This window comes from Lentzea sp. NPDC004782 (genome assembly GCF_040609115.1).
In the GTDB taxonomy this organism is placed as follows: domain Bacteria; phylum Actinomycetota; class Actinomycetes; order Mycobacteriales; family Pseudonocardiaceae; genus Lentzea.
Genome location: NZ_JBEXJN010000003.1, coordinates 185,909 through 209,654 on the forward strand (window position 1 = coordinate 185,909; position 23,746 = coordinate 209,654).

General features: G+C 69.9%; 25 protein-coding genes and 1 riboswitch. Of the genes, 18 read left to right on the plus strand and 7 right to left on the minus strand.

What is annotated here, in order from left to right; translation table 11 throughout:
* Positions 1-223: 223 nt before the first annotated feature.
* Positions 224-346 (minus strand): hypothetical protein, encoded by a 123-nt coding sequence (locus ABZV40_RS04155; RefSeq protein WP_355435455.1) that lies wholly within the window; start codon positions 344-346, stop codon positions 224-226.
* A gap of 94 nt (positions 347-440) precedes the next feature.
* Here ABZV40_RS04155 and crtI point away from each other — a divergent pair, with 94 nt between their 5' ends.
* The 9 genes from crtI to ABZV40_RS04200 all read left to right on the plus strand — a co-directional run bounded on the left by crtI (position 441) and on the right by ABZV40_RS04200 (position 7,885).
* A complete protein-coding gene (gene crtI / locus ABZV40_RS04160) occupies positions 441-1,856 on the plus strand; it encodes a phytoene desaturase family protein (RefSeq protein ID WP_355435458.1) in 1,416 nt (471 codons plus the stop codon).
* A gap of 27 nt (positions 1,857-1,883) precedes the next feature.
* On the plus strand, positions 1,884-2,372 hold the full coding sequence (locus ABZV40_RS04165) for a DinB family protein (protein WP_355435461.1): 489 nt from the start codon (positions 1,884-1,886) through the stop codon (positions 2,370-2,372).
* Between the two features lie 300 nt (positions 2,373-2,672).
* Positions 2,673-3,992, plus strand: a complete 1,320-nt coding sequence (gene ftsZ / locus ABZV40_RS04170) for a cell division protein FtsZ (RefSeq protein WP_355435464.1) — start codon at positions 2,673-2,675, stop codon at positions 3,990-3,992.
* Positions 3,993-4,063: 71 nt separating this feature from the next.
* On the plus strand, positions 4,064-4,768 hold the full coding sequence (gene pgeF / locus ABZV40_RS04175) for a peptidoglycan editing factor PgeF (protein WP_355435467.1): 705 nt from the start codon (positions 4,064-4,066) through the stop codon (positions 4,766-4,768).
* Positions 4,765-5,463, plus strand: a complete 699-nt coding sequence (locus ABZV40_RS04180; protein ID WP_355435470.1) for a YggS family pyridoxal phosphate-dependent enzyme — start codon at positions 4,765-4,767, stop codon at positions 5,461-5,463. The genes pgeF and ABZV40_RS04180 overlap by 4 nt, the downstream gene beginning before the upstream one ends.
* A 67-nt stretch (positions 5,464-5,530) precedes the next feature.
* A complete protein-coding gene (locus tag ABZV40_RS04185; RefSeq protein WP_355435473.1) occupies positions 5,531-6,184 on the plus strand; it encodes a cell division protein SepF in 654 nt (217 codons plus the stop codon).
* Between the two features lie 10 nt (positions 6,185-6,194).
* Positions 6,195-6,479: a YggT family protein gene (locus ABZV40_RS04190; protein ID WP_355435476.1), complete on the plus strand. Its 285-nt coding sequence runs from the start codon at positions 6,195-6,197 to the stop codon at positions 6,477-6,479.
* Positions 6,480-6,526: 47 nt separating this feature from the next.
* The gene (locus ABZV40_RS04195; RefSeq protein WP_355435478.1) at positions 6,527-7,345 is read left to right on the plus strand and encodes a DivIVA domain-containing protein; all 819 of its coding nucleotides are present in this window, start codon (positions 6,527-6,529) and stop codon (positions 7,343-7,345) included.
* Positions 7,346-7,360: 15 nt separating this feature from the next.
* The gene (locus ABZV40_RS04200) at positions 7,361-7,885 is read left to right on the plus strand and encodes a hypothetical protein (RefSeq protein WP_355435481.1); all 525 of its coding nucleotides are present in this window, start codon (positions 7,361-7,363) and stop codon (positions 7,883-7,885) included.
* A 110-nt stretch (positions 7,886-7,995) separates the two neighbouring features.
* Here the strand turns inward: ABZV40_RS04200 and ABZV40_RS04205 are convergent, their stop codons facing one another.
* The 3 genes from ABZV40_RS04205 to ABZV40_RS04215 all read right to left on the minus strand — a co-directional run bounded on the left by ABZV40_RS04205 (position 7,996) and on the right by ABZV40_RS04215 (position 10,000).
* Positions 7,996-8,439, minus strand: a complete 444-nt coding sequence (locus tag ABZV40_RS04205; RefSeq protein ID WP_355435484.1) for a hypothetical protein — start codon at positions 8,437-8,439, stop codon at positions 7,996-7,998.
* 68 nt (positions 8,440-8,507) lie between these two features.
* Positions 8,508-9,659, minus strand: a complete 1,152-nt coding sequence (locus ABZV40_RS04210; protein ID WP_355435487.1) for a BTAD domain-containing putative transcriptional regulator — start codon at positions 9,657-9,659, stop codon at positions 8,508-8,510.
* Positions 9,656-10,000 carry a DoxX family protein gene (locus ABZV40_RS04215; RefSeq protein ID WP_355435490.1) on the minus strand — a complete coding sequence of 115 codons (345 nt, stop codon included), beginning with the start codon at positions 9,998-10,000 and terminating at the stop codon, positions 9,656-9,658. The genes ABZV40_RS04210 and ABZV40_RS04215 overlap by 4 nt, the downstream gene beginning before the upstream one ends.
* Positions 10,001-10,261: 261 nt before the next feature.
* Between ABZV40_RS04215 and ileS the strand changes: the two genes are divergently transcribed.
* The gene (ileS, locus tag ABZV40_RS04220; RefSeq protein ID WP_355435492.1) at positions 10,262-13,366 is read left to right on the plus strand and encodes an isoleucine--tRNA ligase; all 3,105 of its coding nucleotides are present in this window, start codon (positions 10,262-10,264) and stop codon (positions 13,364-13,366) included.
* 221 nt (positions 13,367-13,587) lie between these two features.
* Positions 13,588-14,217 carry a class I SAM-dependent methyltransferase gene (locus tag ABZV40_RS04225; RefSeq protein ID WP_355435495.1) on the plus strand — a complete coding sequence of 210 codons (630 nt, stop codon included), beginning with the start codon at positions 13,588-13,590 and terminating at the stop codon, positions 14,215-14,217.
* On the opposite strand, the gene ABZV40_RS04230 is transcribed toward ABZV40_RS04225, so the two are convergent.
* Positions 14,218-14,676, minus strand: coding sequence for an SRPBCC family protein (locus tag ABZV40_RS04230; protein ID WP_355435497.1), 459 nt, complete (start codon positions 14,674-14,676; stop codon positions 14,218-14,220).
* Positions 14,677-14,733: 57 nt separating this feature from the next.
* Between ABZV40_RS04230 and ABZV40_RS04235 the strand changes: the two genes are divergently transcribed.
* The 6 genes from ABZV40_RS04235 (at position 14,734) to ABZV40_RS04260 (ending at position 20,887) form a co-directional block, all read left to right on the plus strand.
* Positions 14,734-15,294 carry a TetR/AcrR family transcriptional regulator gene (locus ABZV40_RS04235; protein WP_355435500.1) on the plus strand — a complete coding sequence of 187 codons (561 nt, stop codon included), beginning with the start codon at positions 14,734-14,736 and terminating at the stop codon, positions 15,292-15,294.
* A 158-nt stretch (positions 15,295-15,452) separates the two neighbouring features.
* Positions 15,453-16,931, plus strand: a complete 1,479-nt coding sequence (locus ABZV40_RS04240; RefSeq protein ID WP_355435502.1) for a potassium/proton antiporter — start codon at positions 15,453-15,455, stop codon at positions 16,929-16,931.
* A gap of 73 nt (positions 16,932-17,004) precedes the next feature.
* Positions 17,005-17,119, plus strand: a riboswitch (SAM riboswitch).
* Positions 17,120-17,156: 37 nt separating this feature from the next.
* Positions 17,157-18,485 (plus strand): aminotransferase class V-fold PLP-dependent enzyme, encoded by a 1,329-nt coding sequence (locus ABZV40_RS04245; RefSeq protein WP_355435505.1) that lies wholly within the window; start codon positions 17,157-17,159, stop codon positions 18,483-18,485.
* 23 nt (positions 18,486-18,508) lie between these two features.
* A complete protein-coding gene (lspA, locus tag ABZV40_RS04250; RefSeq protein ID WP_355435508.1) occupies positions 18,509-19,279 on the plus strand; it encodes a signal peptidase II in 771 nt (256 codons plus the stop codon).
* A gap of 41 nt (positions 19,280-19,320) precedes the next feature.
* Positions 19,321-20,205 (plus strand): RluA family pseudouridine synthase, encoded by an 885-nt coding sequence (locus ABZV40_RS04255; RefSeq protein ID WP_355435801.1) that lies wholly within the window; start codon positions 19,321-19,323, stop codon positions 20,203-20,205.
* 73 nt (positions 20,206-20,278) lie between these two features.
* Positions 20,279-20,887: an NAD(P)-binding oxidoreductase gene (locus ABZV40_RS04260; protein ID WP_355435511.1), complete on the plus strand. Its 609-nt coding sequence runs from the start codon at positions 20,279-20,281 to the stop codon at positions 20,885-20,887.
* Here ABZV40_RS04260 and ABZV40_RS04265 read toward each other — a convergent pair.
* The gene (locus tag ABZV40_RS04265; protein ID WP_355435513.1) at positions 20,859-21,761 is read right to left on the minus strand and encodes a LysR family transcriptional regulator; all 903 of its coding nucleotides are present in this window, start codon (positions 21,759-21,761) and stop codon (positions 20,859-20,861) included. The two genes, ABZV40_RS04260 and ABZV40_RS04265, sit on opposite strands and share 29 nt — an antisense overlap.
* Positions 21,762-21,784: 23 nt before the next feature.
* On the opposite strand from ABZV40_RS04265, the gene ABZV40_RS04270 reads away from it, so the two are divergent.
* Positions 21,785-22,591, plus strand: a complete 807-nt coding sequence (locus ABZV40_RS04270; RefSeq protein WP_355435516.1) for an inositol monophosphatase family protein — start codon at positions 21,785-21,787, stop codon at positions 22,589-22,591.
* A gap of 252 nt (positions 22,592-22,843) precedes the next feature.
* Here ABZV40_RS04270 and ABZV40_RS04275 read toward each other — a convergent pair whose 3' ends face one another.
* Positions 22,844-23,686, minus strand: a complete 843-nt coding sequence (locus ABZV40_RS04275) for an AsnC family protein (RefSeq protein ID WP_355435519.1) — start codon at positions 23,684-23,686, stop codon at positions 22,844-22,846.
* Between the last annotated feature and the right edge of the window lie 60 nt (positions 23,687-23,746).

Sequence of the window (23,746 nt, forward strand, 5' to 3'; positions counted from 1 at the left end):
GCCGCCGTGGGTGGTGGTTGCGCGCCCCCCCCTCGGCCCCCGTCTCCTTCCCCCCCCCCCCCCCCCCACGACGCAAGGGCTCCTGCCGGCCACAACAGATGGAAAAGCTCACCGACAGGTCACGGCCGCGGTGTCGGTGGCCGTGACGGGGTGGGATACCGGCGCGGACGCCGGTACGGGGACCACGGAGCCGGTTGTGAGCACATGGAGATCTCCCGCCGGTTCAGCCGTTCGCTCGCAGCGCTGTCGCGACCCGCACGAACAGGCTGCCCAGCCTGCTGGTGACGAGTTCCAACACGATCGCTTCGATGACGAGCGAACGCACGGACGCGGGTGCGGGTGCCAAGACGAGCCTCCTGGGTGTGAACGACTACCGTGCTCATCGGACTGCTCCGCGCGGCATTAGCCGCATTGACCGTTGTCACCCGAAGGAAGTACGCATGGCAGGACACGTCGTGGTGGTGGGCGCTGGTCTTGCCGGGCTGTCGGCCGCGTTGCACCTGCGGGGCACCGGTCGCCGGGTCACCGTGCTCGAAAAGGCAGACGTGCCAGGGGGGCGCGCCGGGACCGTCCAGGTCGGCGGGTTCACGGCGGACAGCGGGCCCACGGTGCTGACGATGCCCGAGTACCTGGACGAGGCGTTCGCCGCGGTGGGGGAGCGACTGCCGGACTGGCTGACGCTCGACCGGGTCGACCCCGCCTACCACGCGCGGTTCGCGGACGGGTCGCGGATCGCCGTGCACACCGATGCCGCCGCGATGGAGGACGAGGTCCGGAACGTCTGCGGGGCAAGGGAAGCGGCCGGGTACCGGGCGCTGCGGCGGTGGCTCGGCGAGCTGTACGCGGTGCAGCGCGAGCGCTTCATCGGGGCGAACTTCGACTCACCGGCCGATCTCCTGAGGCCGGAGCTCGTGAAGCTGGCAGGACTGGGCGGGTTCGGCCGGTTGGAACCGCAGTTGCGGCGGTTCATCACCGACGAGCGGCTGGTTCGGCTGTTCTCGTTCCAGGCGTTGTACGCCGGTGTGCCGCCGCAGCAGGCCCTCGCGGCGTACGGGGTCATCGCGTACATGGACACCATTGCCGGCGTGTACTACCCGCGCGGTGGGATGCACGCAGTGCCGCAAGCGCTTGCCGCAGTGGCGACCAAGCACGGCGCTGAATTTCGTTACGGAGCAACGGTCACGCGGCTGGAGTGGAGCGGTGCGCGCGTCACGGCCGTACACACCGCGGACGAGCGGATTGCGGCGGACGCGGTCGTGCTGGCGTGTGAGCTGCCGGACGCGTACCGGCTGCTCGGGAAGCGCCCGCGGCGGCTGCTCAAGCACCGTTGGTCGCCATCGGCCGTGGTGTTGCACGTCGCGACGGACCGCACGTGGGACCTCGGCCACCACAACATCCTGTTCGGGGCGGCGTGGCGGGAGACGTTCGCCGAGATCGTCCACAAGGGACGGTTGATGTCGGACCCGTCGTTGCTCGTCACGCACGCGCAGGACGGTCTGCACTACGTGCTCGCGCCGTGCCCGAACCTCGGCACGGCGCCGATCGACTGGCCGCGCGTCGGCCCGAGGTACCGCGACGAGCTCGTCGCCGCGCTGGAGAAACGCGGCCTCGACGGGTTCGGCGACGCCATTCGCGACGAGCTGCTCGTCACGCCGATGGACTGGGGCAACGCCGCGGGCACGCCGTTCGGGCTCGCGCACACCTTCGCCCAGACCGGGCCGTTCCGGCCGCGCAACGTCGTGCCCGGCGCCGAGAACGTGGCGCTGGCGGGCGCGGGCACCACACCGGGCGTCGGGGTGCCGCCGGTGCTCATCTCCGGGCGGCTCGCGGCCCAGCGGATAAATGCGGTGCGGTGACGAAGACGCTCCTGCAGGCTGCGCCGCATGACACGTACCGCACCACCACTCGTCGCCGATGAACGCGCGACGTACACGGCCCTGTTGGACTACTTGCGCGCGACGATCGAGCTGAAGGTCGAAGGTCTGTCGGACGACGACGCGACGCGCGCGGTGCTGCCGTCGAAGCTGACGACGGCCGCGGGTGTGGTGAAGCACGTGCGGTGGATGGAGCACCACTGGTTCGAGGTGGTGCTTGCCGGACGCGAGTCGCGCGCGCCGTACACGATGGAAGACCCCGACGCGGACTGGCGCATCGAGCCGGGCGAGACGCTCGCCGGACTGCTCGCGGACTACCGGCGGCAGTGCGAGACCAGCCGGGAGATCCTCGGCGACCTCGACCAGGTGGTGCCGTTCCGCGGCGATCGCGAGGTCTCGGCCCGGTGGGTCCTGGCCCACGTCGTCGAGGAGACCGGCCGGCACGCCGGTCAGCTGGACGTCGTCAGGGAGCTGCTGGACGGCGCCACCGGCGACTAGTGGCCGAAATGTGGTCAACACATGGGCGAGACGATCTCTGATTCGGGGTCCGACTAGGCTTGTGGTGCGGCGTGCACAGTGCCGTGCGCCCTACTTGACGGCACGACCGGGGAGTAGTAGCGCACAGTGTTGGGACCCTACGGCGCGCCTGCTGGACCGACGCACCGCCGGTGCTTACCGTCCAGCAGGAACATATGGGGTTGACATAACTCTGAGCCTCGATGAGAGGTTGAGGGTTTCAATCCGGGTGCATCACCACCCAGCACCACAGCACGGACCACGATCAGGAAGGCGGATCCGATGACGCCCCCGCACAACTACCTCGCGGTGATCAAGGTCGTCGGCATCGGTGGTGGCGGCGTCAACGCCGTCAACCGCATGATCGAGGTCGGGCTCAAGGGCGTCGAGTTCATCGCGGTGAACACCGACGCACAGGCCTTGCTGATGTCTGATGCCGACGTCAAGCTCGACATCGGCCGCGAGCTGACGCGCGGCCTCGGTGCCGGCGCGAACCCGGAGGTCGGGCACAAGGCCGCCGAAGACCACCGCGAGGAGATCGAGGAGGTCCTCAAGGGGGCCGACATGGTCTTCGTGACCGCCGGTGAGGGCGGCGGCACGGGCACCGGCGGCGCGCCGGTGGTGGCCTCGATCGCCCGCAAGCTCGGCGCGCTGACCATCGGTGTCGTCACCCGGCCGTTCTCGTTCGAGGGCAAGCGCCGCGCCAAGCAGGCGGAAGACGGCATCCAGGCGCTGCGCAACGAGTGCGACACGCTGATCGTCATCCCCAACGACCGGCTGCTCCAGCTGGGCGACATCGGTGTCAGCCTGATGGACGCGTTCCGCTCGGCCGACGAGGTCCTGCTCTCCGGTGTCCAGGGCATCACCGACCTGATCACCACGCCCGGTCTGATCAACCTGGACTTCGCCGACGTCAAGTCGGTCATGTCCGGTGCCGGGTCGGCGTTGATGGGCATCGGTTCCGCGAGAGGAGAGGGCCGCGCCGTCCAGGCCGCGCAGAAGGCGATCAACTCGCCGCTGCTGGAGGCCTCGATGGAGGGCGCGCACGGCGTGCTGCTCTCGATCGCGGGTGGATCCGACCTCGGCCTGTTCGAGATCAACGAGTCCGCGTCGCTGGTCCAGGAGGCCGCGCACCCGGACGCGAACATCATCTTCGGTACGGTCATCGACGACTCCCTCGGCGACGAGGTCCGCGTCACGGTGATCGCGGCCGGGTTCGACGGCGGCGGCCCCACGCACAAGAAGCTGGAGCCGACGGCGCTGTCGTCGCCGCCCAGGACGGCTTCCGGGCCGATCGCCACCGCGACGGCCGCGCCGACGCACACCCCGGCACCGCAGCCGCAGCCGGTCGCGCAGACGCACACCCCGCCGCCCGTGGTGCAGGCGCCTCCGCCGGTGCCGCAGCCGACGCCCCAGCCCGCCCCGCCGGTGACGCCGCCGCCCACCACGGTGCCGCCGCAGCCGTCGCCGGTGCAGGGCAACGGGTACGTGCCGAGCGTGCCGCGGTCGCTGTCGCAGAACGGTTCGCTGCCGTCGCGTCCGGTGCCCGTGACCGACGACCCGGACGACGAGGTCGACGTCCCGCCGTTCATGCGGCGCTAGCAGCTCGATGAACGGCGCATTTGTCCACCTGAGGTGAACGAATGCGCCGTTCATCGTTTTAGGGTGTGGGTGTGCGCATTCGTCGTGTTGTCACCACTCGCGCTGGTGGCGTGTCCAAGGCCCCGTACGACTCGTTCAACCTCGGTGACCACGTGGGGGACGACGAGAGAGCGGTGGAGGCCAACCGTGCCCGGCTCGCCGAGGGCATCGGGCTCACGCCGGACCGTTTGGTGTGGATGGAACAGGTGCACGGCCGTACGGTCGGCGTGGTCGACGGACCTCAGGCCGAACCGCTGGAGGCCACCGACGCGGTCGTGACGAAACAGCCTGGTCTCGGGCTCGTGGTGCTGACCGCGGACTGCGTCCCGGTGCTGCTCGGTGACGAGGAGGCCGGGGTCGTCGGCGCGGTCCACGCCGGGCGTGTCGGTGCGCGTGTCGGGGTGGTCGTCGAGGCGCTCAAGGCGATGATGGCGCAGGGCGCGGAGCTCGAACGGATCGAGGTCCTGCTCGGGCCCGCGGTGTGCGGCGAGTGCTACGAGGTGCCGCCGGAGATGCAGAAGGACGTGGAGCAGCACCTGCCCGGCAGCGCCTCGAAGTCGCGCAGGGGCACGCCCGCTCTCGATCTGCGGGCCGGGCTGTGGAACCAGCTCGCGAGCGCGGGGGTGGGCAGGATCGGCGTCGATCCTCGTTGCACGTTCGAGGAGAAGGACCTCTTCAGCCACCGCAGGCAGGCCCCGACCGGGCGGCTCGCGTCGGTCGTCTGGATCGAACCGTGAGCAGGCGGGAAGAGCTCGCCGCGAACCTCGCCGAGGTCGAGGAACGCATCGCGAAGGCCTGCGAAGCCGCCGGCCGTGATCGTTCCGAAGTGATGTTGCTCGCGGTGACGAAAACCTGGCCGGCGAGCGATGTGGAGCTCCTTTACGAACTCGGTTTGCGGAACTTCGCGGAAAACCGCGATCAGGAGGCGAGCGCGAAGGTCGGCCAATTGAGACATCTCGAAGGCGCGAGATGGCACATGGTCGGCAGATTGCAGCGGAACAAGGCCAAGTCCGTCGTCGAGTGGGCGGATCAGGTCGACTCGGTGGACAGCGTGAGATTGGCCGAGGCGCTCGCGAGGGCCGCGCACGCGAAAGGCACGAAGCTCGACGTGTTGTTGCAGGTCAGCATCGACGGTGACACCTCGCGCGGCGGGTGTGCGATCCCGGATGTGCCGGAACTGGCTGGCGTGATCACTCGTTCGGGTGATCTTATTCTTCGCGGTGCGATGACTGTCGCTCCCTTGACGATGAAGCCAGCGCAGGCGTTTGAGGCGTTGGCGTCAGTGGTATCAGGCCTACGTGATGATCATCCCACTGCCACCCGGGTGTCAGCGGGGATGAGCGGAGACCTGGAAGATGCCATCTCGCACGGATCGACCTGTGTGCGTGTCGGAACGGCGTTGCTCGGCAGTCGACGGCTAACGTTGCCTTAGGTTGTCGGGAACCTCGGGACCGTCCGCACCGTCCCTAAGAGTGGGGCACCGCCGAGGAGGGGCTGGAATGAGCGCTTTGCACAAGCTGAAGGCCTACTTCGGGATGGTCCCCGCCGAGTACGCAGACGACCCCGGCTACGACGAGGACCGAGGTCGCTACGGCGACTACCGGTCCGAGTACGCGGCCGAGGCCGACGACTACGACCCCTACCCGCGGCGCAGCCGCGTGTTCACGCCGGGCCGGTCGGAGCTGCAGAGCTCCGGGTACCGGGCCGACATCGACGAGTCGGACGACTACGAGCCGGAGTCGCGGCGCGGGGGCAGCCCCTCGAGCACGCGGCGCTGGAGCGCCGATGCACCCGTGCACGGCGCACTCGCGGTCGAGCCGCAGCGCGAACCCGTGAGCAGGCTGCGCCCGGTCGCTGAGCCGGCAGGCAACCCGTTGGCGCGCATCACCACGCTTCACCCCCGTAACTACAGCGAGGCGCGCACGATCGGGGAGCACTACCGCGACGGCACTCCGGTGATCCTGAACCTGACCGACATGGACGACGCGGACGCCAAGCGTCTCGTCGACTTCTCGGCAGGTCTCGCGTTCGCTCTGCGCGGGTCCATGGACAAGATCACCAGCAGGGTGTTCCTTCTCTCACCGCCCAACGTTGACGTGACGGCGGAGGACCGGCGGAAGCTGGCGGAGGGCGGGTTCGGCAACCACGGTTAGAGTTGACCCCGTGGACCCGATCCGTCTCGTCATCTTCTACCTCCTGTTCGCGTTCTCCCTGTTCCTGACCGCGCGTGTCGTGGTCGAGATGGTGAGGACGTTCGCGAGGGAGTGGCGCCCCGCGGGCGGCGTAGCCGTGACGCTGGAGACCGTTTACACCGTGACCGATCCTCCGGTCCGCGCCGTCCGTCGGTTGATCCCGACTGTGCGGATCGGGGGCGTCGGGCTGGACCTATCGATTATTGTGCTGTGGCTGGTCGTTATCATTCTGATGCGATTCGCAGATCCCAGGTGACGGGGAACCGGGGATGACCGCAGCCCAGGAGTGCGAGAGGTGATCCGATGCCGTTGACCCCCGCTGACGTGCACAACGTCGCGTTCAGCAAGCCGCCGATTGGCAAGCGGGGCTACAACGAGGACGAGGTGGACGCGTTCCTCGACCTGGTTGAGGGCGAACTGGCCCGCTTGATCGAGGAGAACAACGACCTCCGTCAGCAGGTCGAGCAGCTCGACCAGCAGCTCGAGACCGCACGCGCCGACCTCGACGACGCGCGCGCGAAGGCTTCTTCCAGCCCCATGACGACCCGCGTCCCGGTGGTCGAGGAGCCGCGCCGCCTGGCGCCGGTCCCGCCGCCGTCGGTGCTGGAGCAGACGTCCCCCGGTGGGGGCGGCGACCACCACGTGCAGGCCGCGAAGGTCCTGGGTCTGGCCCAGGAGATGGCGGACCGGCTGACCGGCGAGGCCAAGGCCGAAGCCGACGGCATGCTGTCCGAGGCCCGCACGAAGTCGGAGCAGTTGCTGTCCGAGGCCCGTGCCAAGGCCGACACGATGGTCAACGAGGCGCGCACGCGTGCCGAGACCATGCTGAACGACGCGCGCACGCGCGCCGAGACGCTCGAGCGGCAGGCCCGTGAGAAGGCCACCGCGCTCGACCGCGACGCGCAGCGCAAGCACGCCGAGGTGATGGGCAACATCACCCAGGAGAAGAACACGCTCGAGAAGCAGATCGACAAGCTGCAGACGTTCGAGCGCGAGTACCGCACGCGACTGAAGACGATGCTCGAGTCGTCCCTGCGCGACCTGCAGGACCGCGGCCCGGCCGCACCGTCCGAGGGCCGTTCCCAGGGCTACTCCTTCGGCGCACGCGCCGAAGCGGGCTGAACTACTGTTCATTAGGTGCTCTTCGTAGTTCTACTTCTGGTGCTGGCTGCCCTCGGCCTGCTCGTGCCCGCGCTGACCACGTCCAACACGATCTGGGCGTGGTCGTCCGTGGGCGCGAGCGTGCTCGCCGCCCTGGTCCTGCTCTGGGACTGGTGGCGACGACGTCCGGGGGACCCCGCAGCCGTCGCGCAGAGTGTAGATCAACTAGCTGTAGCTGATGATCAACGGGTGGTGGTTGCGCCGGAGATCTCGTCCGGAGCCGACACGCCGCCCGCTGACGAAGAACCACCGGAAGAGGACACCGACGCGGCGGACCTGCTCGCGGTGGCCGATCTGGTGGACGAGGTGCGGGTGCTGGACGAGCGGCCCCGGTACCACCTGAGCTCGTGTTCCTGGCTCGCCGGGAGGCCCAGTCTGGGCCTCCCGGTGCAGGAGGCACGACAGTTGCAGTTCACGCCGTGCGCGGTGTGCCGCCCCGACGCGACGCTGGTGTCGCGCCATCGCGCGCCCCGCCAGGAGGTCTCCGAGGACCCCACCTGACGACCCTGAAGGCAGAGCCGCCCCGGTCTTCGAGGTGGTGCTCGACGACGAAGTCGCCGTTCTCGTCGATCCGGCCGACAGGTGGTAGCGGACTCCCCGCGGTTCTGAGGTCAGCGGTTGAAGTCGACCCGTGCGCGGAACGCGTTGAAGGGCTGGTCGCCGCAGGTGTGCGTGATCGACGCCTGGAACACGTCGGTCCACCCGTCGGCGTTGTACTCGACGCGATCGACCGTGAAGTCGGCCGTGTCGTCCACGCATCCGTAGCCGTCGCTCACGACCAGGACCTTCTCGTCGTGGTACGTGCCGGCCGTGATCGGCTGCCCGTCGTGCCGGGACAGCTCGACCAGCAGGTAGTCACGCAGACCGCCGTGCTCCGCGTGGATCCTGATCGTGTTGTCGGAACGCCGCAGCCCGACCCTGATCTCATCGGTCGGAGCCGACCAGTGCGCGGACCTGCCGTGCACCGGCCAGGCGTTTGCCTCCGCCTCGAACGAGAACTCCTGCACCGGCGTGACGGCGGTGCTCACCAGGGCGGCGAGTGCCAGAATCTTCATGTGATCCCCCAATCCCCTCGGCGGTAAGTCTGGGGAACCGGCGCCGAGGGCGCCATGAGTGGATCTACTCAGAGCACCACGGGACGGGCGCCGTGCGCTGTGACCAGGCCGGGAAGGCGTTCACGGCTCGTCACGACCACACGGCACCGTGGCGTTCCGGGCAGCAACGGCACGACCTGGGCCGTGTCGGCGGCGTTGTCGAGGACGATCAGCATGCGCCGGTCCGCCAGCAACGTGCGGTAGAGCGCTGTCTGCGCGTGCGGTTCAGGCGGGATGCCGTCGGGCGCGGTGCCCAACGCGGTGATGAACGCGCGGACGACGTCGGCGGGGTCGCTGCCGTTGAGGTCCACGAACAGGTGGCCGTCCGGGTAGTCGGCGGCGTGCGCGTGCGCCCAGTGCAGCGCGAGCCACGTCTTGCCGGTGCCGGCGGGTCCGGTGATCGTGACGATCGGGCCGTCGTCCAGCGCCGCCAGCTCGGCTTCCCGGCCCGTGAAACCCGTTGGTGCGGCGGGAAGCTGGCGTGGGCTCCACTGTGGACGCTGGACGAGCGACGCGTGCAGGTCGCGCAGTGCGGGGCCGGGGTCGAGGCCCAGTTCGTCCGCGAGCCGGTGTTTCAGCTGTGAGTAGTGGGCGAGCGCATCGGACCGTTGGTCGGCGCCGATCAACGCGCGCATCAGCTGCCCCGCGAGCCGTTCGTCGAGAGGACGTGACGTGGCGCGCGCGGTCAGCTCGGTCACCAGGGACCGGTGTTCGCCCGCGGCGAGCCTGGCGTCGGTGTGGTCCAGTTCGGCGGCGGTGATCTCGCGGGCCACCGTCTCGCGCAGACCGTCGAACCACGGCCCGTGCAGCCCCCCGAACGGTTCGCCGCGCACGAGCGCCAGGGCCTCGCCGGGCCGGCCCCGAGCCACGAGAGAACGGAAGCGGTGCAGGTCGATGGAGGCAGGATCGGCCTCCAGCACGTACCCGCCGGAGCGGCGCACGATCGGCAGCCCGTCCAGCGCGGTCCGCAGCCGCGACACGTAGCTGTAGAGCGCTGCCTTGGCCTGGCGCGGCGGCGTCTCACCCCAGACGCGGGCGAGCAGACTGTCGACGCCGACCACCTGGTTGACGTCCACCAGCAGCACCGCCAGCACGCTCAGCTGCCGGGCGTGTCCCACGTCGACGAGCGCGGTGCCGCGCCGGACCTCCGGCGTGCCGAGGACGAGGAACTCGTGGCTCACCGGTCCAGGAACAGCAACGTGATCAGCAGCGCCAGCAGCACCAGGTCCACCACCACGCCGGTCGGCTTCGAGTCGTACCGCAGTCGCGTGATCGTGGCGCCGACCATCAGCAGCCCGAGTCCGACGGTGGCCGCCTGCGCCACCCACGGCCACGTGACCAGTCCGACGATCAGGCCCGCGGCGCCGGCCCACTCCAGAGCGCCGATGGTCCGCCAGAGCGCACCGCTCATCCGGAAGTGGTCACGTGCCTGCAGCGACGCCTTCGCCCCGAACAGCTTGCCCGCGCCCGTCGCCAAGAACAGCAGGGCCAGCACGATCGACAACGCGATGGTCAACGTCATCCGGCGAGCATACGGTTTGCACCGACCCGTACCCTGTAGCTACAGGCACCGATCCGGCCATCACCGGGGAGCCTCCGGAAGAACGGGTTCGCCGAACCTCAGTAGAACCGGACGGGACCGGCCCGTCACAGCCGATGAACGAGAGGCTCACCCGCTGTTCGCCGAGCGGAGGGTGGGCAAGCGGGGTGGTACCGCGGCCTGCCGGGCAACGTCCGGCGTGTCGTCCTCGCGTGTCCCACATGACCGCGAGGAGCAGTGACGATGGCCTACCCCAGGGCCGGAGCGAACGAGGTCCCGGCGCAGCCGTCCTTTCCGAACCTCGAGCAGGACGTGCTCGGGTACTGGAAGGACGACGAGACCTTCCAGGCGAGCATCGACCGCAACCCGGCCGGCGAGAACGGCGCGAACGAGTTCGTCTTCTACGACGGCCCGCCGTTCGCCAACGGTCTGCCGCACTACGGGCACCTGCTGACCGGCTACGTCAAGGACGTCGTACCGCGCTACCAGACCATGCGCGGCAAGCACGTCGAGCGCCGGTTCGGCTGGGACACGCACGGCATGCCCGCCGAGTACGAGGCGGAGAAGCAGCTCGGCATCACGCAGAAGCACGAGATCGACGAGCTCGGCATCGAGAAGTTCAACGAGGCGTGCCGCACGTCCGTGCTGCAGTACACGGACCAGTGGCGCGAGTACGTGACGCGGCAGGCGCGCTGGGTCGACTTCGACAACGACTACAAGACGCTCGACCTCGACTACATGGAAAGCGTCATGTGGGCGTTCAAGGCCTTGTGGGACAAGGGCTTGATCTACGAGGGCTTCCGGGTGCTCTGGTACTGCTGGCGCTGCCAGACGCCGTTGTCCAACACCGAGACCAAGATGGACGACGCCTACCGCGACCGGCAGGACCCGGCCGTCACGGTGGCGCTGCGCCTGGAGTCCGGTGAGCGGGCCCTGGTCTGGACGACCACGCCGTGGACGCTGCCGAGCAACCTGGCCGCCGCCGTGCACCCGGACGTCGACTACGTGACGGTCGTGGGCGCCGACGGTGAGAAGTACCTGCTCGCCGAGGCGCGGGTCGCCGCGTACGCGCGGGAGCTGGGCGAGGAGCCCGAGGTCGTCGCCCGCTACAAGGGCTCGGACCTGGTCGGCAAGAAGTACCTGCCGCCGTTCGACTTCTTCGTGGGCCGCGAGAACGCGCACCAGGTGCTCACGGCCGACTACGTGACCACCGACGACGGCACCGGCATCGTCCACATCGCACCGGCGTTCGGTGAGGACGACAAGGTCGTGACGGACGCGGCGGGCATCGACGTCGTCGTGCCGGTCGGGCCGGACGGCAAGTTCACCGCCGAGGTGGCGCCGTACCAGGGCGTGCACGTCTTCGACGCGAACAAGCTGATCATCCGCGACCTCAAGGAAGCGGGCCTGCTGCTGCGCCACGAGACCTACGACCACCCCTACCCGCACTGCTGGCGGTGCGCGAACCCGCTGATCCAGCGCGCGCTGTCGGCGTGGTTCGTCGCGGTCACGCAGTTCAAGGACCGGATGGTCGAGCTCAACCAGCAGATCAACTGGGTGCCCGCGCACATCAAGGACGGCCAGTTCGGCAAGTGGCTGGAGAACGCGCGCGACTGGAACATCTCGCGCAACCGGTACTGGGGCTCGCCGCTGCCCGTGTGGGTCTCGGACAACCCCGAGTTCCCGCGCACGGACGTGTACGGGTCGCTGGACGAGCTGGAGCGCGACTTCGGCGTGCGTCCCGACAACCTGCACCGGCCGTTCATCGACGAGCTGACCAGGCCGAACCCGGACGACCCGAGCGGTCGGTCGACCATGCGCCGCATCCCGGACGTGCTCGACTGCTGGTTCGAGTCGGGCTCGATGTCGTTCGCGCAGGTGCACTACCCGTTCGAGAACGCGGAGTGGTTCGAGAACCACTACCCCGGCGACTTCATCGTCGAGTACAACGGGCAGACGCGCGGCTGGTTCTACACGCTGCACGTGCTCGCGACGGCGTTGTTCGACCGGCCGGCGTTCCGCGACTGCGTGGCGCACGGCATCGTGCTCGGTGACGACGGTCAGAAGATGTCCAAGTCGCTCAAGAACTACCCGGACGTCAACGAGGTCTTCGACCGCGACGGCTCCGACGCCATGCGCTGGTTCCTCATGGCGTCGCCGATCCTGCGCGGCGGCGACCTGGTGGTGACCGAGCGCGGCATCCGCGACGCGGTGCGCCAGGCGGTGCTGCCGTTGTGGAACTCGTGGTACTTCCTCGCGTTGTACGCCAACGCTTCCGGTCGCGAGGGCACCTGGCGGGTCGACTCCCAGCACGTGCTCGACCGGTACGCGCTGGCGAAGACGCACGACCTGGTCCGCGACGTCCAGGCGGCGATGGACGTCTACGACATCTCCGGCGCGTGCCAGCTGGTGCGCGAGTACCTGGAGGTGCTGACGAACTGGTACGTGCGGCGGTCGCGGCAGCGGTTCTGGGACGGCGAGCAGGACGCGATCGACACCCTGCACACCGTGCTGGAGGTCGTCACGCGCGTGGCGGCGCCGTTGCTGCCGTACACGACCGAGGTCGTGTGGCGGGGGCTGACCGGTGGGCGTTCGGTGCACCTGACGGACTTCCCGTCGGCGGCGGACCTGCCAGCCGACGACGCGCTCGTGGCGGCGATGGACGAGGTGCGGGACGTCTGCTCGACGGCGTTGTCGTTGCGCAAGGCCAACAAGCTGCGCGTGCGGCTTCCGCTGGCGCGCCTGACGGTGGCGTCTCCGGTGGCGGCGTCGCTGGAGGACTTCGCGGAGATCGTGCGCGACGAGGTCAACGTCAAGGAGGTGTCGCTGTCCACGGACGTCGACGCCTACGGGCAGTTCCAGCTCGTCGTGAACGCGCGTGCCGCCGGTCCGCGCCTCGGGCCGAACGTGCAGAAGGTCATCAAGGCCGTCAAGGCCGGTGACTGGTCCGAAGTGGACGGCCGGGTGGTCGCCGCCGGCGTCGAGCTGTTCGAGGGCGAGTACGAACAGCGGTTGGTGGCAACGGATCCGGCTGCCACGGCGGCGCTGCCGGGCGGTGCGGGCGTCGTCGTGCTCGACACGGCGGTGACGCCCGAGCTGGAGGCCGAGGGCATCGCGCGCGACCTGGTGCGCGTCGTGCAGCAGGCCCGCAAGGACGCTCAGCTGGACGTGTCCGACCGGATCGCGCTGACGCTGGAGCTCCCGGACGCCGTGCGCTCGGCCGTGCAGCCGCACCTGGAGTTCGTGCAGGCCGAGACGCTCACGTCGTCGGTGGTGTTCGGTTCCGGGACCTCCGAGGGCACCGTGGGTGACGGCCTCAAGGTTCGCGTGGCGGTCGCACGGGTGTGATGTCGGTTCAGCGGGGCCGCTGTCTTCGGACGGCGGCCCCGTTCCGCGTCTGCCGCCGAAAATTGTCAGACCCCCTCGCTACGGTCGATCCCAGACCGACGAGCAAGGGGGAATTGTTCGGTGGCCTCCTGCGGAGGGGGACGTACGCGCCGGTCGTGGTTCGTTGCGGGGCGAGGCGGCCCGCCGAGGCCGCCTCGCCTTGGGGCACTACGGTTTTCGACGTGACCGACCAGTCCGCGTTGCACGACACCAAGGCCGCCTACGACGCCGTCGCGCCCCTGTACGCCGAGCTGTTCAGCGACATCCTCGACCGGCTGCCGCTGGAACGCGCGCTGCTGGCCGCGTTCGCCGAGTTGGTGCGCGGCGCCGGGCCGGTTGCCGATCTCGGGTGCGGGCCCGGCCACCTGACGGCGCACCTGAACGCGCTCGGGCTGAACGCGTTCGGTGTCGACCTGTCGTCCGAGATGATCGCCCTGGCACGCCGGGCGCATCCGGGACTGCGGTTCGACGAGGGCGAGATGACCGCGCTGGACCTCGGCGACGGGGTGCTCGGCGGCATCCTCGCCTTCTACTCGGTCATCCACACGCCTCCGGTGCGGCTACCGGCGGTGTTCGCGGAGTTCGAGCGGGTGCTGGCGCCCGGTGGCCATCTGCTGCTCGGGTTCTTCGCGGGGGACGACCCGGAGCCGCGGGAGTTCGACCACAAGGTGACGCTCGCCTACCGGTGGTCGCCCGGCAGTCTCGCGGACCTGTTGTGCCAGGCCGGGTTCGTAGAGGTCGCGCGGCTGGTGCGGGAGCCGGGCGAGGGCGAGCGGTTCCAGCAGGCGCAGCTGCTGGTGCGCAAGTCCTGATCAGGTGCGGGACGGCTGCCGGTCGAGCATGCCGAACACCCGTCGCACCAGTCGCACCCAGGGTGACCACCGCGCCGGTGCGGCAGGCTCGCGGCCTGCGGTCCGCTCGCAGTTGTCGAGGAAGTCCTCCAGCAGGGCGTCGTGCAGCCACCGGACGACGAGCGCCCAGCGCAGGCGGCCGGCGAGGCCGAACGACGCGACCAGCTCGTGGCGCAGGACGTTGCCGGAGGCGGACAACGTGTGCGTGCCCGAGACGCCGACGAACTCGAAGGTGATCGAGGAACCCGGCTCGAAGGCCGTGCACCGGTAGCGGATCGGGCCGTGGCCGCCGTCCGCGCCCACGCCCAACGGCCGGTCGAACCTCATCGCGGGCCACGCCACCGGCCACAGCTCCTGGATGCGCTCGACGAACGGCCCGGCCGGGACCGGGAGCTCCCGCACATGCACGTTGCGAACCACGACACGCTCCTTCCATACGGCACCGTATGTTGGCGAACCATACGCTAGCGTACGGAAATGCGCCGCACCCGTGACGACTGGACTGAGATCGCGCTGAGAGCGTTGGCGGAAGGCGGGCTCCAGGCCGTCGCCGTCGAACCGCTCGCCGCCAGGGCGGGCGCGACCAAGGGGAGCGTCTACCACCACTTCCCGAACCGCGACGCGCTGCTCAAAGCGACGGTCGAGCGGTGGGAGCGCGAGCACACCGAGAAGGTCATCGAGCTGGTCGAGTCGGGGCGGACGCCGCACGACAAGCTCAGGACGCTGTTCGAAACAGTGCTCGACCGGCACCGCAAGGGCTCGGTGGAGATGGCGTTGCAGGCCAACGCCGAGAACGAGGTGATCGCGCCGGTCCTCAGGCGCGTCACGGAGAGAAGGCTGGGCTACCTGACCGAGCTGTTCGAGCAGCTCGGGTTCGGCCACGAGCACGCCAAGAAGCGCGCGTTGATCGCGTTCAGCCTCTACCTCGGTCAGGCGCAGATGTTCGCGACCCTGCCCGGCCTCGTCGAACCGGTGCTCGACGAGGCCGTGCAGGTGCTGACGCAGAAACCTCAGGCGGCCAGGCCCCGCAGCGTGTAGGCGATCACGTCCGCGTGGGGTGCAACGCCGTGCAGGGCAGGGGGTTGAGCCACTGATCAACATGCTCCACCGTGCACGTGCTCGCCAGGTGCGAACGTCTGGTTGCCTTGCGGTTTCGGATTCGTCCAATCCGGTGGTGATCAACCAGAATGGTCCAGGTGGGTGACATCACGGTCGTACTGGGCATCGGCGCAGCCGTTCTGCTGATCTCGGTGATCGCGGTGCGGGTGTCGACCCGGCTCGGGCTGCCCTCGTTGTTGCTGTACCTGGGCATCGGGGTGCTCCTCGGCGAGGCGGTCTTCGGCATCAAGTTCGACGACGCCGGCCTGACGCAGTCTCTCGGCATCGCGGCACTCGTGCTGATCCTGACCGAGGGCGGCATCACGACCCGTTGGCACGCCGTGAAGTCCTCGCTGTGGTTAGGCGTGGCACTGTCCACAGTGGCCGTTGCGGTGAGCGTCGCGGTCACCGGCACGGCGTTGCACTTCCTGCTCGGCCTCGACTGGCGGATGGCGTTGCTGTGGGGTGCGGTGCTGTCGTCCACGGACGCGGCGGCCGTCTTCAGCGTGTTGCGGTCCTTAGGCGTGGGAGCGCGGCTCACCGGCGCGCTCGAACTGGAGTCCGGCCTCAACGACGCGCCCGTCTACATCGCGGTCGTGCTGCTGGCCTCGGCGGACAAGATCTCGTGGACCGCGCCGCTGCTGGTCGTCTACGAGCTGGCTGCGGGCGCGCTCATCGGCGTGCTGCTGGGCTTGTTCGGTGCCGCCGCGCTGAGACGGGCCGCGTTGCCCGCCACCGGCCTGTACCCGCTCGCCACCGTGGCCGTGTGCGTGATCGCCTACACGGCAGGCGATCTGGCGCACGCCTCCGGCTTCCTCGCCACCTACGTCGCCGCGCTGGCCCTCGGCAACGCCCGGCTGCCGCACCGCGCGGACACGCTGTCGTTCGCCGAGGGACTGGGGTGGCTCGCGCAGATCGGCCTCTTCGTCCTGCTCGGCCTCTACGCCGCCCCGACGCGGCTGCTCGACGTGCTGGTCCCGGCGCTGATCGCGGGGGTGGTGCTGACGTTCGTGGCGCGGCCGTTGTCGGTGCTGCTCGCCTCGCTGCCGTTCCGGGTGCCGTGGCGGGAGCAGGTGTTCCTGTCCTGGTCGGGGCTGCGCGGTGCGGTGCCGATCGTGTTCGCGCTGATCCCGTTGATCCAGGGCGTCGAGGGCGCGCGGCAGCTGGTCGACGCGGTGTTCGTGCTGGTCGTCGTGCTGACGGTGGTGCAGGGCACGACGCTGCCGTTCCTCGCGCGGCGGCTCGGGCTGGTGCGCGAGGGCGAGCCGCAGGAGGTGCAGGTCGACTCCTCGCCGTTGGACGAGCTGAGCGCCGAGCTGCTGCAGGTGCACATCCAGCGCGGGTCGAAGCTGCACGGCGTCTACATGACCGAGCTGCGGCTGCCGATCGGTGCCACGGTGAGCCTCGTGGTGCGGTCGGGGAAGAGTTTCACGCCACAACCGACGACCCGGCTGCAGATCGGCGACCAGTTGCTCATCGTCACCACCGAGGAGGCACGTGAAGCCGCTGAGCGGCGCATACGTGCTGTGGACCGGGCCGGTCGCTACGCACGGTGGAAGGGCGAGACCGGCGATTAGTCGGTTTCCGAGGCTTCTCAGCATGTGATCGGTTGTCGACGGACGCCGCGAGGCTCCGCTAACGTCATCGGCAGGTCATGAGAGCCAGCGTCAAGCCCAAGCTTGCTGGCCGGCAACCCTCCAACCGCGGTGGGGTGCCCTTGGTGAGGACCTGGTCCGGCGCGTGGGGCGCCGGTCAAGCGCGGGCCTTCGCACGGCGAGGCCCCTGGCCTCGGAGGCAGCTCGATGACGCTCGCGATCACCCCTCAGACCACGGTCGTTCCCGCTGTTGTCGGCGCTGACCTGCGCGTTCCGCTCGTCACCGGAGAGCGCGTCACGTACGCCAACCTCGACCACGCGGCTTCGGCGCCGTGTCTGCAGGAGGTGCGCGACGCCGTCGACGAGCTGCTGCCCTGGTACGCCAGCGTGCACCGCGGCGCCGGGTTCGCCTCCCAGGTCTCGACTCGGGTCTACGAGCAGGCGCGGGACCGCATCCGCAGGTTCGTCGCCGCGCACTCGTCCGACACCGTCGTCTTCACCCGCAACACCACGGATTCGCTGAACCTGTTGGCGCGCAGCATTCCCCGCAACACCGCGGTCGTGCTGTTCGACAGCGAGCACCACGCGGCGCTGCTGCCGTGGCGCGGCCCGAACGTTCAGCGCATTCCTGCCCCGTCTTCGTCCGGCGCCGCTGTTGTCGCGCTGGACCGGGCGTTGGCCGCCGCCCCGGTCGGCCCTCGGCTCGTGATCGTCACCGGGGCGTCCAACGTCACGGGCGAGCTGTGGCCGGTCGCGGAGCTCGCGAAGGTCGCCCGCCGGCACGGCGCGCGCATCGCGCTGGACGCCGCGCAGCTCGCCCCGCACCGCCCGATCAACGTGCGTGAGCTGGGCGTCGACTACATCGCGTTCTCCGGTCACAAGATCTACGCGCCGTTCGGCGCTGGTGTGCTCGTCGGCCGCGCGGACTGGCTGCAGCAGGCCCAGCCGTACCTGGTCGGCGGCGGTGCGACCGCGAAGGTGACCGACCACGGCGACCGCCTGGGCGTCGCGTGGTCCGCGGTGCCGGAGCGGCACGAGGCCGGCAGCCCGAACGTCGTCGGCGTGCACGCGCTGGCGTCGGCCTGCGAGATCCTGTCGCGGCACTGGGAGCAGACCGTCGCGCACGAGCAGGAGTTGCTGGCCCGGTTGCGGGACGGCCTGCGCGCGGTCCCCGGCTTCCGCGAGCTGTCGATCCTGACCGACGCCGACAAGGTGGGTGTCGTGAGCTTCACGATCTCCGGCTTCGACGCGGGCTTCCTCGCGGCGGCGCTGTCCGCCGAGTACGGCATCGGCGTCCGGGACGGGGCGTTCTGCGCGCACGTGATCGTCGGCAGGCTCGTCAAGCAGGTCGGATCGCACGAGGAGCGCGCCGTCCGCGCGTCGATCGGCCTGGGCACGACGGCCGAGCACGTGGACCGTTTGGTGGCGGCGCTGCGCACTCTCGTCACCGAGGGTCCGAAGTGGACCTACACGCAGCGCGACGGTCGCTGGGTGCCCGAGGACGACAGCCGAACCCTGCCGCCGTTCCTCGCGTAGTCCCGGTAGTGGACAATGACCTGGTGAGTGACGAGTCCAAGGCCGAGGAGAAGGCCGCTGACACGCCTGCCGAAGCGCAGGTCAGCGAGCCGAAGCCGGTCGAGGAACCGAAGTCCAACGAGTTCGTCGGCGTCGAGCTCGCCGATGACGACGACGACACCGACTCCGACGCCGGCGAGGCTGCCGAGAAGCCCGCGGAGGACAAGCCCGCCGCCGAACGGGTCGTGTCCGACGACGACGTCATCGAGCCGGAGTTCTCGCTCAGCGGGTCGCTGCCGGAGCCGAGGATCAAGCTCCTCGCCGCGCTGGCGGCCGGCGTGCTCGCCCTGGACGTCCTCACCAAAGTCCTGTCCGTGGCGTTCCTCGAGGGTGCCGACCCGATCAAGCTGTTCGGCGGCGTGCTCTACCTGACGTTCGTCCGCAACCCCGGCGCCGCGTTCGGCATGGCCGAGGGCATGACGTGGATCCTGGCGCTCATCGCGCTCGGCGTCGTCGGGTTCATCCTCTGGATCTCGCGCAACCTCCGCTCCCAGCCCTGGGCCGTCGGCCTGGGCCTCGTGCTGGGCGGCGCCGTCGGCAACCTCGCCGACCGCCTGTTCCGCGAGCCGGGTCCGATGCGCGGCCACGTGGTGGACTTCCTGTCGCTTTTCGACCCGTTCGGCCGAGTGTGGCCGGTGTTCAACGTCGCCGACATGGCGATCGTCTGCGGTGGCGCGACGATCGTGGTGCTGGCGCTCATGCAGCACGACTACGACGGGACGGTCCACAAAGAAGAGAAGAAGGTCGAGGCGTGAGCGGATACCGAACGCTGCCGATTCCCGACGGGCTGGACGGCATGCGTGTCGACGCGGGCCTCGCCAAGCTCCTGGGTCTGTCCCGCACCGCGGTGGCGGCCATCGCCGACGCGGACGACGTGCTGATCGACGGACGGGTCGTCGGCAAGTCCGACCGGCTGACGGCCGGGGCGATGCTGGAGATCACGCTGCCCGCGCCTCCGCAGCCCGTCACCGTCCAGGCGATTCCCGTCGAGGGTCTGGTCGTGATCCACGAGGACGACGACATCATCGTCGTCGACAAGCCCGTGGGTGTCGCCGTGCACCCGTCACCGGGGTGGACCGGGCCGACCGTCGTGGGCGGGCTCGCCGCAGCGGGGCACCGCATCGCCACGTCCGGTGCCGCCGAACGGCAGGGTGTCGTGCATCGCCTCGACGTGGGCACGACCGGTGTGATGGTGGTCGCGAAGTCCGAGTCGGCGTACTCGGCTTTGAAGCACGCCTTCAAAGAGCGGACCGTCGACAAGGTCTACCACGCGATCGTGCAGGGGCATCCGGATCCGATCAAGGGCACGATCGACGCGCCGATCGACCGGCATCCCAAGCACGACTACAAGTTCGCCGTGATGAACTCGGGCAAGCCGTCGATCACGCACTACGAGGTGATCGAGGCGTTCCGGGCCGCCTCGCTGGTCGAGGTGCACCTGGAGACCGGGCGCACCCACCAGATCCGCGTGCACTTCTCCGCGCTGCACCACCCGTGCGTGGGCGACCTGACCTACGGCGCCGACCCGACGCTCGCCAAGCGGCTCGGGGTGTCGCGGCAGTGGCTGCACGCGCGGCAGCTCGGGTTCCACCACCCGGCGGACGGTCAGTGGGTCACCTTCACGTCCGAGTACCCGGACGATCTGGCTTCCGCGCTGGAGAAGCTGCGCGACGAGGGCTGATTGCGCCTGGGTAAATCATCGGTTGACGAGCTTTCATTTGATGTCAATCGGTGGCCTGCCTAGCGTCTTCGGCATGAACCTCATCGTGCTCGCGGCCTCCGGCCGGACCGGTCTCACTCTCGCCAGGCTGGCTCTGGAACGCGGCCACACCGTCACCGCGATCGCCCGCGACCTGCGGAAAATCAGCCTGGATCACCCGAACCTGCGCAAGGTCGCCGGCGACGTGAGCGACCCAGCGAGCATCGCCGCGGCAGTCGACACGGATTCCGTCGTCCTGTCCGGCCTCGGCACCGACGTGGCCGGCGTGCTGTTCGACGGCGCCAAGGCGGTGATCGCCGCCGAGCCGAAGCGGATCATCTGGCTCGGCGCCTACGGCACGGGCGCGTCCGCCGAGGCCGCGGGCGAAGGCGCCGCCGTGCTCTGGAAGCTGATGGGCGACCGGATTCCGGACAAGATCGCGGCCGACAACGCCGTGCTCGCCGCCGGGGGCACCGTCTTCCACGCCGGGGTGCTCAGCGACGGGCCGGAGAGCCCCGGCCGGCGCACGGTCGGACTGGATGCCGCGCCGCCGTTCGACCTCGGCGCCGCGGTGAGCCGGGAGACCGTTGCGGCCGCCATGCTCGACGAGGCCGAGAACCCGCGATTTCCCGGCGTCATCGCGTTGCCGCTAGCACCTCGGTGAGGGTGGCACGCACCTGGTCGCGCAGCCACGCGTGGGCGAGGTCGGAGTCGTAGCGCTGGTGCCAGTTGCAGTTGATCGCCGCCTCCTGGGACTCGGCCGGCAGCGGCCTGGTGATCAGCCCGAACGCCTCGACCAGCGGGCGGCACAGGATCGCCGTGGTGGTGACCAGCGCGTCGCTCGCCGCCGCGATCTGCAGAGCGGAGTGCACGGTCGCCACGCTCGCGATCACCCTGCGGTGCAGGCCGGCCGCTGCCAGCAGGTCGTCGATCGGTGCGGTGAGCCGGCCGCGCCGGGAGATCACCACGTGCGGCTGGGCCGCGTAGGCCGGCAGGTCGAGCAGGTCGGCGCAGGGGTGACCGGACCGCATGACGACGGCGAGCGGATCGGTGCCCAGCGTCTCCGAGCGGAACTCCGGCAGGTCCGGGGTGCCACCGCCGAGCTCCAGGTCGACTCGGTGCCGCAGGTCGTCCGTGTCGGCGGAGTGCTCGGCCAGCACCCGCAGCCGCACGCCCGGTGCCTGCTCCGCGACCCTGCCGACCAGCCGCGGTACCAGCGACGAGGCCAGCGCGTCGTGGCACTGCAGGGTGAACGTGCGGTCCAGCGCGGCGAGGTCCAGCTCCCGGCTCGGCGACAGCACGGCGTTGGCCTGCCGCACCAGCCGGTGCACCTCTTCCCTGATCGCGAGCGCGTACGGCGTCGGCGTCATCGAGTGGCCCGTGCGCACCAGGATGTCGTCGCCGGTCACCTTCCTGATCCGGCCGAGCGTCCGGCTGACCGCGGGTGACGACAGGTGCAGCCGCTCGGCCGCGCCCATCACGCTGCCCTCCTCGAGCAGGGCGTCCAGCACGGTCAACAGGTTCAGATCCGCTTGCATGACACTCGATCCTGGAGGAAGCCATGATCGCCGCCACCACCGCGGCCGTCCGCCGTGCCGGAACGCGCATGCTGAAGCGGTACTCCACGGAGTCCCGCGCGTCCGGCCTCGCCGAGATCGTCGCCGCCGTCCACGCCAACGACGCGGCCGTCGCCGACCTGCTGAAGCCCGAGCTGGCCGACATTCATCCGAACGCTCGCCGGCTCGACGACGAACACGGCTCCGGACCGCTCGGCGAGGGCGACTGGTGGCTCGTCGACCCCGTCGGCGGCAACATGAACGCGGTCCACGGCATGACCGACTGGAACATCGGGGTGAGCCTCGTCCGCGACGGCCGCCCGGTGCTGGCCGTCCTGTACTTCCCGCTGTTCGACGAGATGTTCACGGCCACCGAGGGCGGCGGCGCGTTCCTGAACGGCGTCCGGCTGCGGGTTTCGGACAAGACGTCACTGGACGGGGCGCTGGCCGGCACCGGACAGGCCCGGCCGGGCCAGGGACCGGAGATGGCGGACCGGGTGGGTGCCTCGTACAGCGCGGTGGCGAAGGAGGCGCTCTACGTCCGGATCTCCGTGCCGGTGACCCATCAGCTCGCCCAGGTCGCCGCCGGCCGGATGGACCTGCACTGGCAGTACGACAACGTGCGCGCGCACGCGTCTGGTGTGTTGCTCGTGCGGGAGGCGGGTGGTGTCGTCACCGATCTCGACGGCGAGCCGTGGGAGCTGACCAGCCGCGAGTACCTGGCCGCCGCGCCGGGCGTGCACGCCGCCGCGCTGGCCATCCTCGCCCAAGCACCCGACGGTGCGAGTCCGGCCGCTCCTCGTGGTGGATGAAGGGCTCCTTCATCCACCTGGGGTGCAATGCCAGGAACTCAGGCGGCGACGCGTTGCGCCGACCTTCGCGGGCAGGTTCGGGATGAACGGCGCATTTGTTCACCTCAGGTGGACAAATGCGCCGTTCATCCGGGTCGGGTTCCCCGCTCCCGCTGGGCGTACCAGAACCGCCGCACTGCCGTGCACCGTGCGATCAGGCCTCGCCAGGGCGCGTGGTGACGTCGATGAAGGCGCCCTTCATCGACGACCTGCCTAGTCCTCGACCGTCCACACCAGGGTGTTCAGGTCGACCTCCGGGCGGACGCTCCAGCGGACCTGGATCACCTCGGTCGTCTCCGGGAGGACGAAGACCGTGTGGCCGCCCGAGGTCTCGCCCGGCTGCGCGCCGAGCTTGTGCGCCGGGCGGGAGGACAGCGAGACGGGGGCCTTGGTGACGGTCTCGCCGGTCTTGGTGACCAGGACCAGGTACATGTCCGGCAGCGAGGTGTACGGGACCGGCGAGGTGTTGGTCACCTCGGTGTGGACGACCACGGCGCGTTCGCCCTCGGCCAGCTTGTAGCCCGCCGCGGTGAACAGGAAGTCCGCCGGGTCGACGACCTCCACCAGCTGGATGGACAGGTGGGCGCCTTCGAGGCTGTCGGCCTCCAGCGCGGTGCCGATCTTGCCGGTGCGCGAGATCGGCCGCGGTTGTGGCTGGTCCGCGCGCACCCAGCCGGCCGACTGCGGCGGGCCCCAGGTGGCCTGGGGCTGGGCAGGGAAGGGCTGGCTGGTCGGGGGCGGCGGCGGGGCGTGGGGGACCTGGTGCGGGCCGCTGACGTGGTGGGGGCCGCTCTGGTGCACGGCGTACGGGCCGCTGGCGGGCGGACCCAGGTAGTTGCCGTAGGCGGCGGCGTTCGCGAGGGCCCTGCGGAGGCCGTTCGGGTCGCATTCGACGCCCACCAGCAGGGGGAGACCGCTGCCGGAGAGGGTGATCAGGCGCATGGCTGCCTCGCGCGGGTCCATGCCCAGGCGTTGCGCGATCTCGTGCACGGCTGCGCGGCCCGAGTCGGCCAGCAGGGCCAGCAGTCGGGCGTCAACGGGATCGGGGGCCACCACGGGAAGAACGCTACCTCGCGGTCACGATCTTCGTGTCACCGCGTACCGGATCGAGATCAC